12 protein-coding genes are annotated in these 12841 nt (G+C 73.4%); 5 read left to right on the top strand and 7 right to left on the bottom strand.

What is annotated here, in order from left to right:
* The first annotated feature begins 46 nt into the window (after positions 1-46).
* Together ACZ59A_RS08690 and ACZ59A_RS08685 are read left to right on the top strand one after the other, a co-directional pair.
* Positions 47-1216: a thiolase C-terminal domain-containing protein gene (locus ACZ59A_RS08690; protein WP_470955336.1), complete on the top strand. Its 1170-nt coding sequence runs from the start codon at positions 47-49 to the stop codon at positions 1214-1216.
* A 56-nt stretch (positions 1217-1272) separates the two neighbouring features.
* A complete protein-coding gene (locus tag ACZ59A_RS08685; RefSeq protein ID WP_470955333.1) occupies positions 1273-1968 on the top strand; it encodes a pyridoxine/pyridoxamine 5'-phosphate oxidase in 696 nt (231 codons plus the stop codon).
* 18 nt (positions 1969-1986) lie between these two features.
* On the opposite strand, the gene ACZ59A_RS08680 is transcribed toward ACZ59A_RS08685, so the two are convergent.
* From ACZ59A_RS08680 to ACZ59A_RS08650, 7 genes are all read right to left on the bottom strand, one after another.
* The gene (locus tag ACZ59A_RS08680) at positions 1987-3198 is read right to left on the bottom strand and encodes a cytochrome P450 family protein (RefSeq protein WP_470955331.1); all 1212 of its coding nucleotides are present in this window, start codon (positions 3196-3198) and stop codon (positions 1987-1989) included.
* A gap of 14 nt (positions 3199-3212) precedes the next feature.
* The gene (locus ACZ59A_RS08675; RefSeq protein WP_470955329.1) at positions 3213-4565 is read right to left on the bottom strand and encodes a cytochrome P450; all 1353 of its coding nucleotides are present in this window, start codon (positions 4563-4565) and stop codon (positions 3213-3215) included.
* Positions 4562-5134: a GTP-binding protein gene (locus ACZ59A_RS08670; protein ID WP_470955326.1), complete on the bottom strand. Its 573-nt coding sequence runs from the start codon at positions 5132-5134 to the stop codon at positions 4562-4564. Before ACZ59A_RS08670 ends, ACZ59A_RS08675 begins: the two co-directional genes overlap by 4 nt.
* Positions 5135-5156: 22 nt before the next feature.
* Complete coding sequence (locus tag ACZ59A_RS08665; protein ID WP_470955323.1) at positions 5157-5549, bottom strand: DUF742 domain-containing protein; 393 nt, start codon at positions 5547-5549, stop codon at positions 5157-5159.
* The gene (locus ACZ59A_RS08660) at positions 5546-5962 is read right to left on the bottom strand and encodes a roadblock/LC7 domain-containing protein (protein ID WP_470955320.1); all 417 of its coding nucleotides are present in this window, start codon (positions 5960-5962) and stop codon (positions 5546-5548) included. Before ACZ59A_RS08660 ends, ACZ59A_RS08665 begins: the two co-directional genes overlap by 4 nt.
* A complete protein-coding gene (locus ACZ59A_RS08655; RefSeq protein WP_470955316.1) occupies positions 5959-7479 on the bottom strand; it encodes a sensor histidine kinase in 1521 nt (506 codons plus the stop codon). Before ACZ59A_RS08655 ends, ACZ59A_RS08660 begins: the two co-directional genes overlap by 4 nt.
* A 179-nt stretch (positions 7480-7658) precedes the next feature.
* Positions 7659-8102 carry a Zn-ribbon domain-containing OB-fold protein gene (locus ACZ59A_RS08650; protein WP_470955313.1) on the bottom strand — a complete coding sequence of 148 codons (444 nt, stop codon included), beginning with the start codon at positions 8100-8102 and terminating at the stop codon, positions 7659-7661.
* A gap of 192 nt (positions 8103-8294) precedes the next feature.
* Here ACZ59A_RS08650 and ACZ59A_RS08645 point away from each other — a divergent pair, with 192 nt between their 5' ends.
* From ACZ59A_RS08645 to ACZ59A_RS08635, 3 genes are all read left to right on the top strand, one after another.
* On the top strand, positions 8295-9452 hold the full coding sequence (locus ACZ59A_RS08645) for a flavin-containing monooxygenase (protein WP_470955310.1): 1158 nt from the start codon (positions 8295-8297) through the stop codon (positions 9450-9452).
* 218 nt (positions 9453-9670) lie between these two features.
* Positions 9671-11911 (top strand): acetate--CoA ligase family protein, encoded by a 2241-nt coding sequence (locus tag ACZ59A_RS08640; RefSeq protein WP_470955308.1) that lies wholly within the window; start codon positions 9671-9673, stop codon positions 11909-11911.
* A gap of 82 nt (positions 11912-11993) precedes the next feature.
* Entirely contained in the window at positions 11994-12812 is an 819-nt protein-coding gene (locus ACZ59A_RS08635; RefSeq protein WP_470955305.1) for an enoyl-CoA hydratase/isomerase family protein, read from the top strand.
* Positions 12813-12841: the final 29 nt, after the last annotated feature.

Raw genomic sequence — 12841 nt, 5'->3', positions numbered from 1 at the left:
TGACGACCAGTCATACTAGCTCCAGATCTGATGTACCGTCAGATGTATGACGTCTGCCCCTCGCAAGGTCGCCGTCGTCGGCGTCGCCCTCGCCGACTGCGGCCGCGTCGACGGGCCCACCCCCTACGCCCTGCACGCCCAGGCGGCCCGCCGCGCGCTCGCCGACTCCGGACTCGACCGGTCCGTGGTGGACGGCTTCGCCTCGGCGGGGCTCGGCACCCTCGCGCCCGTGGAGGTGGCCGAGTATCTGGGGCTGCGGCCCGGCTGGACCGACTCGACGGCCGTCGGCGGGGCCACCTGGGAGGTCATGGCGGCGCACGCGGCGGACGCCATCGCCGCCGGGCACGCCCGCGCCGTCCTCCTCGTCTACGGCTCGACCGCCCGCGCCGACATCCGGGCGGGGCGCCGGACCGCGAACCTCTCCTTCGGGGCGCGCGGACCGCTCCAGTTCGAGGTGGCGTACGGCCACACCCTGGTCGCCAAGTACGCGATGGCCGCGCGCCGCCATATGCACGAGTACGGCACCACCCTCGAACAGCTCGCGGACATCGCCGTACAGGCACGCGCCAACGCCGCTCACAACCCGGACGCGATGTTCCGCGAACCGATCACGGTCGACGACGTTCTGAGCGGGCCGATGATCGCCGACCCGTTCACCAAACTGCACTGCTGCATCCGCTCGGACGGCGGCTGCGCGGTGCTGCTGGCGGCCGAGGACCTCGTCGCGGACACCGCCCGGCCCCCGGTGTGGGTGCTCGGCTCGGGCACGGCCGTCTCGCACTCCGCCATGTCGGAGTGGGACGACTTCACCGTCTCGCCCGCGGCGGCCTCCGGGCGCGATGCCTTCGCGCGGGCGGGAGTGCGGCCGTCGGAGATCGATGTGGCGGAGCTGTACGACGCGTTCACCTATATGACCCTGGTGACCCTTGAGGACCTCGGCTTCTGCGCCAAGGGCGAGGGAGGCGCGTTCGCGGCGGACGGACGGCTGACGCTCGGCGGCGCACTGCCGGTCAACACCGACGGCGGCGGCCTGTCCGCCTGCCACCCCGGGATGCGCGGGCTGTTCCTGCTGGTCGAGGCGGTACGGCAGCTGCGCGGCGAGGCGGGGACGCGACAGGTGCGCAAGGCGGGCGGGCGGCTGCCGGAGCTGGCCGTGGCCTCGGGGACGGGCGGCTGGTTCTGCTCCTCCGGCACGGTGGTGCTCGGCCGCGGCTGAGCGGCGTACGGCGTCCGCTTGCCCGGACCGGCGCCGGGTGATCGGATGGGGCCCCGATGAGCGACGCACGCGATGACGACGACCTGGCCTTCCGGGAGCTGCTGCGGGGCCTGCGCGTCCCGCACGCGGACGAGTTGCCCGTATTCGATCCGGCGCAGGCCCCGGACGAGCCGCTTCCGCTGTTCCGGCGGTGGCTGCGCGAGGCCGCCGAGGGCGGCGAACCGGGCCCGCACACGATGATGCTCGCCACCGCGGGCGCGGACGGCCGGCCGTCGCTGCGCACGGTGATGCTGCACGGCGCCGACGCCCGTGGCTGGCACTTCGGCACCCATCGCACCAGCCGCAAGGGCCGCGAACTGGCCGAGCGTCCGTACGCGTCGCTGGGCTTCCACTGGATGCGCAGCGGACGTCAGGTCCGCGTCGGCGGGCGCGTCACGGAGGCCGGGCCCGAGGAGAGCGCGGCGGACCTGCGCGGCCGCTCCCCCGCCGCGCTGGCGGCGGCGCTGGCCGGGGCGGGACGGCAGAGCGCGGTGCTCGGTTCGTACGAGGACCTGGAACGGGCCTTCGCGGACGCGCACGAACGGGCCGGGCGCGATCCGGATGCCGCCGCCCCCAGCTGGACGCTGTACGTCCTGGAGCCGGACGAGGTGGAGTTCTACCAGGAGGAGGCGCGGCGGCGGCACGTCCGGCTGCGCTACCGCCGCGCCCCGGAGGAACGCGGCGGCTGGCGGCGCGAGTTGCTCTGGCCCTGAGGACCGCGGCCGGGCCCGTCAGCCCAGCCGCACCGGCAGCTCCCGGTGGCCGTTGACGATGACCGATGGGGAGCGCTCAAGCGGCGCGTCCGGGTCGGCGAGCCGCAGGCCGGGGAAGCGGGCGAAGAGTTCCCGCAGCGCGATGGTGGTCTCCAGCCGGGCGAGCGCGGAGCCCGGGCAGCTGTGCGGGCCGTGGCCGAACGAGGTGTGCCGGGGGCGGCGGGTGAGGTCGAAGCGGTCGGCGTCCGCGCCGTGCTGGACGCGGTCGCGGCCCATGCCTCCGTAGGAGATGACCACGCCCTCCCCCTCGCGGACGAGGGTTCCGGCGATCTCGATGTCCTCGGTGGCGAAGCGGAACAGGAAGTTCAGCGTCGGGGAGTCCAGCCGCAGGCTCTCCTCGACCACGTCGTCCCAGCTGTAGCGGCCACTGTGGACGAGCGCGAGCTGTGCGGGGTCGCCCAGCAGCGACCGTACGGCGTTCACGATCAGATGGACGCTGGTCTCGTGCCCGGCCGTGATCATGACCTGGATGGTGGCGATCAGCTCCTCGACGGCCTCCTCCGACGGCTCGTCACCGAGCTCGGACAGCAGCGCGCTGGTGAGGTCGGCGCCGGGCTCGTCGCGCTTGAGCCGGACCAGCCGGGCGATGTGGTCGTACAGCCCCCGCAGGGTGGCGTGGACGGTCTCCGGGGCGGCGTTGTCGTCGAAGAAGCTGTCGTACAGCTCCCGCAGCGGCCGGTGCCATTCGACCGGCATGCCGAACAGCTCGCCGACCACGGTGATGGGCAGCGGGAACGCGAACGTGTCCTTGAGGTCCACCACCCCGCCGGAGCCCTCGGCCGCGGCGGCCTCCGCCGCGCGGTCGAGCAGTTCGCGGGTGATCTCCTCGACGCGGCCGCGCAGCGCCTCCACCCGCTGCGGGGTGAACTCCCGGGCGACCGGGCGGCGCAGCCGGCGGTGCTCGGCGCCGTCCGTGCTGACCAGGGAGGCCCCCAGGTCGACCAGGCCGATCAGCGGCCAGTCCGCGGGGATCTCGCCGCGCGTCCACGCGCCCCACTGGTTGATGTCCTTCACGAAGCGGCTGTCGCGCATCACCTCGCGCGCGGGCGCGTCATGGGTGACGGCCCAGGCGGACACCCCGCCCGGCAGCTCCACGCGGACCACGGGACCCGCGGCGTAGAGGAGTTCGCTCTCCTCCGCGGCGCCGCGGATCGTCGGGTCGAGCAGCATGGGTCGATCCTCGGTCAGTCCCATCCGAAGCCTCCGGTGTATGAGTGGGCGGGCACATAGGTGACGGGCAGCGAGGTCAGGCCGCGCAGCCAGGGCGACGGACGCCACCGCAGCTCGTCCGCGGGCACGGCCAGCTCCACGTCCGGCAGGTGCTCCAGCAGCGTCTCGACGGCGGTGTGGGCGACGACCTCGGCGATCCACTGGCCCGCGTACGGGCACCGGTGTTCGCCGTGGCTGTACGACATATAGGCGTTGTGGCCCTCCGGCCCGGCCGTCCCCGCGGCTGCTGCCGCCCCGGCCGCCCTGCCCGCCTGCGGACGTATATAGGGGTCGGTGTTGGCCCCCGCGAGCCCGAGCAGCACCAGGTCCCCGGCCGGGATGCGGGTCGCGCCCAGAACGGTGTCCTGGGTGGTGAACCGGCCCGCGAAGATCTGTACCGGGGTGTGGTCGCGCAGCACCTGGTGCATGGCCTGGCGCACCGAGCGGCGGCCGCCGCCCATGTCGGCGGCGTAGTCGTGGTCGGTGAGCAGCAGCCACAGGGTCATGCCGATCCAGTCCGTGCAGGGCTGGTGTCCGGCGAGGGTGAGGACCATCAGGTCCTCGGCCACCTCCCGGTCGGTGAGACCGGCGTGGTCGGCGAGCATCCGGGAGGTGGCGTCCGGGCCGGGGTGACGGCGCTTGCGGGCCACCAGCCGCTCCACGGTGCCGCGCACCTCGATCTGCCCTTGCAGGGCGTCGGGGCCGCCGTCGACCATGTCGTTGATCGCCTTCACCAGGGCGACGCCCTCGGAGTCGGACAGGCCGAGGACGCGGCTGAGGGCGAGCACGGGCAGCGGCTGGGCGTAGTCGGCGATCAGATCGGCCCGGCTGCCCTCGCTCAGCTTCTCGATCAGGCCCTGGGCGAACGATTGGGTGGCGTCCTGCATCTGATTGAGATCGACCGCTTCGAGGGCGGATCCGACCGCTCCGGCGCGCCTGCGGTGGTCGTCGCCCTCCCGGTACAGCAGCGACCCGTTGTCCTCGACCATGGGCCGCAGCGGCCAGTCCGGCGGGATCCGCGGCCACAGCTTCCAGCGGTCCGAACCGCGCCCGAACACCTTGGTGTTCTCGGTGACGGTCAGCAGCTCGCGGTAGCCGAGCACCAGCCAGGCGGGGACGCCGCCGGGGAGCAGCACGGGGGCGACCTGTCCGTAGGTGTTCCGCAGCTCCCGGTACACCTCGGCGGGCGTGTCCTGGAAGCGCGGGCCGAACAGCTCGACGGCGTCCCGGTGGGACGCGGGCGGCTCGATGACGGGCGGCTCGGTGGCAGACGGCTGGGGTGGCGGGGTCGGCTGGGACGGCGGGGCCGACGAGTTCGGCTGGGTCACGAAGCGGCCTCCTGGGCGGCGGACAGGGCGTGGAGATGTTCGAGCAGCGCCACCAGGACGTCCTTGCCCGAGGTGTGGGAGCGAGCGTCGCAGGCGACCAGCGGTATCCCGTCCGCGAGGTCGAGCGCGCCGCGCAGGGCGTCCAGAGGGTGGTCCGGACTGCCGTCGAAGCGGTTGTGGGCGACGACGAACGGCATCCCCTTGCGCTCCAGGTGGTCGATGACGGGGAACGAGTCCGCCAGCCGCCGGGTGTCCACCAGGACCACCGCGCCCCAGGCGCCCAGGAACAGGTTGTCCCACAGAAACCGGAAGCGGCTCTGCCCGGGGGCGCCGAAGAGATACGTCACGATCCGCTCGGTGACGCTGATCCGGCCGAAGTCGAAGGCGACCGTGGTGGCCGACTTGCCCGCCACCCCGGCCACGTCGTCGACCCCCACGCCCCGCTCGGTCATCACGGCCTCGGTCGTCAGCGGGTCGATCTCGCTGACGGCCCGGACGAAGGTCGTCTTGCCGACGCCGAAGCCGCCGGAGATCACGATCTTCACCGCGTCCCGGGCCGTATCGCTCAACGGGGCCTCGACAGCGGCCGCCTCAGAGATTTTTGAGTGCAACGAGAACCTCTCGGACCAGGCTGGTGTCGGGCAGCCGCGCCGGGGCGGCCGCCGCGCCCCGCGAGGCCGGGCGCCCGCCGCCACCGGCAGCGCTGCTGGGATGGCGGACCGAGACCCGGCCCTCGGCGAGCAGATCGGACAGCAGGATCGCGACGACGCCCACGGGCATGCGTAATCGCGCGGAGACCTCCACCAGCGCCATCGGATGGCGGCACAGCCTCAGGATCTGAACCGCCTCCGGGGCCATGCCCGCGGCCGGTTCGGACTCGGTGACGACCAGTGACACCAGATCGAAGTCCGTATACGCGCGGCTACGTCCCCCCGTCGCGGCGAACAGCCGGTCGGGCTGTTCATGGACGTCCCAGCGCATCATGCCGTCGGGCCGCCCTCCTCCCCGGGCATGCGCTGCGGCGAGGTGAGGTACGCGAGGAGGCCGTCGACCAGTACGGACATGCTGTTGCCGACGATCCCGGGGTCGGCGTCCTCCCGGGCGAGCACCGCGAGATGGGCGCCCTTGCCCGCCTCGACGGTCATCAGCAGCGCACCGCCGACCGCGACCAGGGAGTGCTCCACGCTGCCGGTGCGGTCGCCGAACTTGGTCGACACCGTTCTGGCCAGGCTCTGGATCCCGGAGGCGATGGCGGCCAGCGTCTCCGCCTCCGACTGGCTCAGATCGGAGGAGTGGGTGATCACCAGTCCGTCGTTGGACACCGCGAGCGCGTGCCGCGCCCCCGGGGTCTTCGCCAGCAGGGCGTCGAGCTTCCAGTCGAGATCGCTTGGCTTCATGAGGTCGTGCCTTCCGAACGTGGTGTCGTGCGAGTGCGGTCCTGCTTGACGGCGGTGTGGAACGAGCCGAACCGGTTCCCCGCCTCCGCGGGCTTCTTGCGTACGGGAGGCGGCGGCGCCGGAGGCTCGGCACCGCGCTCGCCGCCGGTCTCGACCTGCTTGCGCCGACGCCTCGGCAGCCCCTCGGGGGTGAGCGGATGGTCCCCGGACGGCTCGTCCGGCCGCTCTTCGTACGGCTCCTCGGGCGGCTTCTCGGTCAGCTCCTCGGACAGCTCTTCGGACGACCGCGACGGCGGCCGGCGGGTGGGGAGCGGAGGGGCGGCGGCGTGGTGATCGGCGCGGGCCTCGGTGAGCAGCTGCTGCGGGATCAGTACGGTGACCGCCGTACCGCCGGTCGCGGACGGCTGATAGCTGACGCGCAGCCCGAACTTACGGGCGATCATGCCCACCACCAGCAGGCCCTGCCGGGTGCCGGACAGCTTCAGCATGCTCGACGGGTCGTCGGCGACCGCCCGTTGCGCCCGGGCGAGCATGTCGGGCCGCATGGCGAGGCCGCTGTCCGCGATCTCGACGGCGATCCCGCGCGGGACCTCCCGGACGTAGACGCTGACGGCGGTGGAAGGCGGCGAGAAGCTCACGGCGTTGTCGATCAGCTCGGCGAGGAGCGTGATCACCTTCTCGGCCGCGGCGCCGACCACGGCCTGTTCGCTGGAGCAGCGGATCTCCACCCGCTCAAGCCCCTCGATACGGGAGGTGGCGGCGCGCAGCACCCGCCAGATGACGATGGGCCTGGGCCAGTGCTTGCCGGACAGCGCCCCGGTGAGGACGGCGATGCGGTCGGCCATCCGGCCGGTCTGCGAGGTGGTGCTGTCGAGCTGGAAGAGGTCGTCGAGGGCGTCGGCCTCGTAGCGGTCCTGCATGTCCCGCAGCCGGGCGAGGTTCCCGGCGACCAGCGCCTGGAGGCGGCCGGTGATGCTGCGGAACGCGGCCACCATCTCGGTGCGCTTCTGCCGCTCCCGGGACAGCTCGCCGCCCACGGTCTCCAGCAGGGCGCGCAGCGGGCCGGTGGCGGGCCGCTCGATTCCGGCCAGGGCCTGGTCCATCGGGACCCGGCCGCGCAGCTGCTGGACGAGGGCGGGCAACGCGGTGCCGACGGTGTGGTCGAGGTCCCGCTGCGCGGCGGCGGCCCGCTGCTCGGACCGCTGCTCCGCGGCGGCGGCCCGGGCCTCGGCCTGCGCCGCCCGTAACTCCAGCGCCCGTACGGCCGACCGGGCGCGGGCGAGCGCCGCGCCGCGGTGGGCGGCCGCCGCGACCGCGGCGCCGACCAGCGCCACGGCCACGGCCGCGCATCCGATCACCGCCGGTCTCGCCGCCTCGGGCGCGGCTGCCGCCGCCGCCCACCCGGCGATGCCGAGCACGGGGGCTGTCACAAGGAGGCCGAGGAAGGCCCGCCCGGCGGGTGCGTCCCACCGGCGGGCGCGCGGCCGCTCACGCTGATCGGGGTGTATCGGAGTCATCGATCCCTCGCGGCCGGTGGGTGGAGCAGGCAACAGCCGCCGGACGCCTCGGTCATGGCACGGAAGAGTAAGTCCTCGGTAAAAGGCGGAAGTTAGGCGGTCAGTCTAGGCACCCGCCCAAGCGATTGTTCAAGATTGATCATCGAATTTATTCGCTGGCAGATGAGAATTCGGCCTGATCATTCATGCGGCGGCCGGAAGACGGGAACGGCCGGGGCGCCCTCCCCGAGTACGCGGAAGGTGACGCACAGCCGCATCCCGGCGCGGAGCCCGTCGGCGGGATGGTCGACGATCCGGGTCATCATGCGCGGCCCCTCGGCGAGGTCCACGACGGCGGCGGTGTACGGGACCTGGGCGCCGAAGGGCGGGAGGTCGTTGCGGTGCACCTCGGACCAGGTGTAGAGGGTGGCGGCGCCGCTCGCCTCCTCCCAGGCGACGTCCTCGCTCCAGCAGTGCGGGCAGAACTCGCGGGGGTAGTGGTGGGCCCGGCCGCAGGAGGCACAGCGGCGGATCAGCAGGGTGCCCCGGGCGGCGGCGTCCCAGTAGGGGTGGGTGAAGGGGTCGGACTCGGGCAGGTCGAAGCGGGGCGCCACGGGGGCGCCGGAGGTGTCGGGTCCGCTCATGCGCGCACGCTCCTTCCGACCGCCGTCTCCGGCCGTCGTGTCCCGCCGCCGTGGCCGCCCGCCGCCTTCGGCCGCCGTCTCGGGTCGACCGTTTCTGACGGCACATCAGTTTCAGTCGCCCGTGACCGATCCGCAACCGATTCGGAACTCCTTTGACCGAAACCCGTCAAGCAGCGGACTACGCTCGCCACCATGGCCGACAGTCTCCCTGCGAGATCCCCTTCACCCGTCTATGTGATCGGCGGCGGACCGGGCGGGCTCGCCACCGCCGCCGCACTGGGCGAGCGCGGCATTCACGCCGTGGTCCTGGAGAAGTCCGACACGGTCGCCACCTCCTGGCGGGGCCACTACGACCGGCTGCGCCTGCACACCACACGCCACCTCTCCGCGCTGCCCGGGCTGCGGATCCCGCGCGCGTTCGGGCGGTGGGTCGCCCGGGACGACGTGGTGCGCTATCTGGAGCGGTACGCGGTCCACCACCGGCTGGAGATCGCCACGGGCGTGGAGGTGACCCGCATAGACCGGGCCGACGACGACACCGGCTGGGTGCTGCGGGCCGGTGGCGGGCGCGAGCTGTCCTCGCCGGTGGCCGTGGTCGCGACCGGCTACAACCACACGCCGCGGCTGCCGGACTGGCCGGGCCTGGACACCTACACCGGCGAGCTGCTGCACGCCCACCGCTACCGCAACGCCCGGCCGTACGAGGGCCGGGACGTACTGGTGGTCGGGGTCGGCAACACGGGCGCGGAGATCGCGGTCGACCTGGTCGAGGGCGGCGCGGCGCGGGTGCGGCTGGCGGTCCGTACCGCCCCGCACATTCTGCGCCGCTCGACGGCGGGCTGGCCCGCACAGCGCACCGGCATCCTGGTGCGGCGGCTGCCGCGGGCCGCGGTGGACCGGGCGGCGCGGGTGATGTGCCGGGTGAGCATGCCGGATCTGTCCGCGCAGGGACTGCCGTGGCCGGAGGCCGGGCTCTACACCCGGGTGCGGCAGGGCGCGATCCCGGTGCAGGACGTGGGTCTGGTGGACGCGGTGCGGACGGGCCGGGTGGAGGTGGTCGCCGCGGTCGAGTCGCTGGAGGAGGACAAGGTGGTGCTGGCCGACGGCTCGCGCATCGGCCCCCAGGCGGTGATCGCGGCGACCGGCTACCGCCGCGGGCTGGAGGACCTGGTCGGACATCTGGGCGTGCTGGACGGCCACGGGCATCCGCTCACCCACGGCAGGCGCACCCTGGGCACCGCACCGGGCCTGTACTTCACGGGCTATACGAACCCGATCAGCGGCATGCTGCGCGAACTGGCCCTCGACGCGAAGAAGATCGCCGCGGCGGTGTCCCGCACGACGGCTTGATTTCGCCGCCCGCACGGCGGCGTGAGCATGCCGCCGCGCGGGCACTCTCTTGTTGCCGTCGCGCCGTACCGTCGGTAACGGCACGCCGTCACCCTGCGTGTTCTCCGCGCACCGAGCATTCCTGACAGCCCGTCAGCTCTGTAGCCTGACTACTCAGTAATGTGACTGGGCGTCAGATACCTGGTTATTGGCCAACGAGCAGGAGTGGCGGATACCCAATGCTTGGATCGACTCACGGCACCCTCACCACCAACTCCCGTCACGCCCGCGCCGTCGCCTGCGGGCGGCCCCCCGGCCCCGCCGTCCAGGTCCACTCGCGCACCTCGGCCCTCGACGACGCCGAGGACGTGGACGTCAGCGGCCGCCCGCTGCACTCCGACGTCCCCGACCTGGACCGCTTCTTCCGGCCCCAGTCGGTGGCCCTCGTCGGCGCCTCCGACACCGAGGGCCGCCCGGGCACCGGCATCACCCGGCAGCTCCTCGCCTGGGCGACACGCGTCGGCGCCCGGCTGCACCCCGTCCACCCCTCCCGTCCGGCCGTCTTCGGCCTCCCCTGCGTCCCGTCCGTCGCCGAGCTGCCCGAACCCGTCGACCTCGCCGTCCTCCTCGTCCGCGACCCCCTCCCGGTCATCGAGGAACTCGCCCAGGCCAAGGTCAAGTTCGCCGTCGTCTTCGCCTCCGGCTTCGCCGAGACCGGCGCCGAGGGCGCCGCCGCCCAGGCCCGGCTGGCCGCCGCGGCCCGCCGCGCCGGGCTGCGGCTTCTGGGCCCCAACACCAATCTCAACGCCTTCGAGGAGTTCCGCGACGACCTCGACGGGCCCGCCATCGCCCTCATCACCCAGTCAGGCCACCAGGGACGCCCCCTCTACACCCTTCAGGAACTGGGCATCCGGCTCAGCCACTGGGCACCCACCGGCAACGAGGCCGACCTGGAGAGCGCCGACTTCCTCTCCTACTTCACGACCCGCCCCGAGGTCGGCGCGATCGCCCTCTACGCGGAAGGGCTCAAGGACGGCCGCGGCTTCCTCCTCGCCGCCGACCGGGCCGCCCGCGCCAAGGTGCCCGTCGTCGCCGTCAAGGTCGGCCGCACCGAGACCGGCGCCCGCACCGCCGCCTCCCACACCGGCAAGCTGACCGGCGCGGACGCGGTCGTGGACGCGGCCATGCGCCAGTTCGGCGTGATCCGGGTGGACGGCCTCGACGAACTCCAGGACACGGCCGCGCTGCTCGCCCGCGCCCGGCCCCCGCGCGCCGAGGGCGTCGTGGTGTATTCGATCTCCGGGGGCACCGGCGCCCACGTCGCCGACCTCGCCACCGCCGCCGGGCTCCCGATGCCCGTCCTCTCCGCCGAGAAGCAGGCCGAACTCCACCAGTGGATACCCGGCGACCTCCGCGTCGCCAACCCGGTCGACAACGGCGGCCACCCCGTCGGCGACTGGCGCGGACGCAAGATCATCGACGCGATCCTCGCCGACCCGGCCGTCGGCGTACTGATCTGCCCCATCACCGGCCCCTTCCCGCCGATGAGCGACAAGCTCGCCCAGGACCTGGTGGACGCGGCGGAAGGCACCGACAAACTCGTCTGCGTGGTGTGGGGCTCGCCCGTCGGCACCGAGGACGCCTACCGCACCACCCTGCTCGGCTCCTCCCGCGTCGCCACCTTCCGCACCGTCGGCAACTGCGTCACCGCCGTCCGCGCCTATCTGGGCCACCACCGCTTCACCGCCTCCTACCGCTCCCCCTTCGACGACGCCCCGCGGACCCCTTCGCCATCGGTGCGCAAGGCGAGCGGACTGCTGCGCCCCGGCCAGCGCTTGAGCGAACACGCCGCCAAGCAGCTGCTGCGCGCCTACGGCATCCGCGTGCCGCGTGAACAGCTCGTCACCAGCGCCGCCGCGGCCGTCCGCGCCGCCGGGCTGGTCGGCTATCCCGTCGTCATGAAGGCGTCCGCGCCCCAGCTCGCCCACAAGACCGAACTCGGCCTGGTCAGGCTGGGCCTGACCTCCGCCAGCCAGGTCCGCGACACCTATCGCGAACTCACCGACATCGCCCGCTACGAAGGCGTCGAACTGGACGGCGTCCTGGTGTGCCAGATGGTCGAGCGCGGCGTCGAAATGGTCGTCGGCGTCACCCACGACAGCCTCTTCGGGCCCACCGTGACCGTCGGCCTCGGCGGCGTGCTCGTGGAGGTGCTGCGCGACACCGCCGTCCGCGTCCCCCCGTTCGGCGAGGACCAGGCCCGCGCCATGCTCGCCGAACTGCGCGGCCACGCCCTCCTCGACGGCGTCCGCGGCGCGCCCCCGGCCGATGTGGACGCCCTGGTCGAGGTCGTGCTCCGGGTGCAGCGCATGGCCCTCGAACTCGGCGACCAGCTCGCCGAACTCGACGTCAACCCCCTGATGGTGCTGCCCCGCGGCCAGGGCGCGGTGGCCCTCGACGCGCTGGCGATCTGCCGCTGAGCGATCTGCCGCTGAGCGAACCGCCGTCGAGCTGTCCGCCGCTGAACGGCGCCATCGCGCCCACAGCCTGAGGAGCCTCCCCATGACGTCTCCCTCCCCCGAAGAAGTGCTCGATTCCGTTGTACGGCACGCCACTGACAACGGGGTGGCGTGGATCACCCTCGACCGCCCGTCGGCCCTCAACGCCCTCACCCCTGACCAGCGCGAACGCCTGATTCTCCGGCTCGATCAGGCATCCGCCGACCCGGCCGTGCGGGCCGTCGTGCTCACCGCCACCGGCAGGGGTTTCTGCGCGGGCGCGGATCTGCGCGGCACCCCGTCCGCTCCGGCCGAGCGCATCGCGGGCGACGTCGCCCGGCTGATCCGCGGTGGGGCGCAGCGGCTCATCACCGCCGTACTCGACTGCGAGAAACCCGTCATCGCCGCCGTCAACGGCACCGCCGCGGGGCTCGGCGCCCATCTCGCGCTCGCCTGCGATCTGGTCCTGGCCGCCGAATCGGCCACCTTCACCGAGGTCTTCGTACGCCGCGGACTCGTCCCCGACGGTGGCGGCGCCTACCTCCTCCCCCGGCTGGTCGGCCCCCAGCGGGCGAAGGAGCTGCTGTTCTTCGGCGACGCGCTGCCCGCCGCCGAGGCCGAACGCCTGGGGCTGGTCAACCGCGTCGTCCCCGACGGCGACCTGGCCAAGACCGCCCGCGCCTGGGCCGAACGCCTGGCAGCGGGCCCCACCCGCGCCCTCGCGGCCACCAAGGCGCTGGTCAACGCCTCGCTGGAGTCCGGCCGGGCGGCCGCCTTCGCCGCCGAGGCGGCCGCCCAGGAGACCAACATGACCACGGCCGACGCGAACGAGGGCGTCCGCGCCTTCGCCGAACGCCGCCCCCCGGTGTACCGGGGCCGCTGACCAGGCCGTATCACCACGACAGCCCCGCA

This window comes from Streptomyces sp. NPDC040405, from assembly GCF_055595765.1.
The sequence above is the reverse complement of the archived record's forward strand: the minus strand, read 5'-3'. Positions and strand labels throughout refer to the sequence as shown.

Bases quoted from the DNA above. Each gene is read 5' to 3' on its own strand.
- ACZ59A_RS08690 (WP_470955336.1), top strand. From the start codon at position 47: ATGACGTCTGCCCCTCGCAAGGTCGCCGTCGTCGGCGTCGCCCTCGCC.
- ACZ59A_RS08685 (WP_470955333.1), top strand. From the start codon at position 1,273: ATGAGCGACGCACGCGATGACGACGACCTGGCCTTCCGGGAGCTGCTG.
- ACZ59A_RS08680 (WP_470955331.1), bottom strand. From the start codon at position 3,198: ATGCTGCTCGACCCGACGATCCGCGGCGCCGCGGAGGAGAGCGAACTC.
- ACZ59A_RS08665 (WP_470955323.1), bottom strand. From the start codon at position 5,549: ATGATGCGCTGGGACGTCCATGAACAGCCCGACCGGCTGTTCGCCGCG.
- ACZ59A_RS08660 (WP_470955320.1), bottom strand. From the start codon at position 5,962: ATGAAGCCAAGCGATCTCGACTGGAAGCTCGACGCCCTGCTGGCGAAG.
- ACZ59A_RS08655 (WP_470955316.1), bottom strand. From the start codon at position 7,479: ATGACTCCGATACACCCCGATCAGCGTGAGCGGCCGCGCGCCCGCCGG.
- ACZ59A_RS08650 (WP_470955313.1), bottom strand. From the start codon at position 8,102: ATGAGCGGACCCGACACCTCCGGCGCCCCCGTGGCGCCCCGCTTCGAC.
- ACZ59A_RS08645 (WP_470955310.1), top strand. From the start codon at position 8,295: ATGGCCGACAGTCTCCCTGCGAGATCCCCTTCACCCGTCTATGTGATC.
- ACZ59A_RS08640 (WP_470955308.1), top strand. From the start codon at position 9,671: ATGCTTGGATCGACTCACGGCACCCTCACCACCAACTCCCGTCACGCC.
- ACZ59A_RS08635 (WP_470955305.1), top strand. From the start codon at position 11,994: ATGACGTCTCCCTCCCCCGAAGAAGTGCTCGATTCCGTTGTACGGCAC.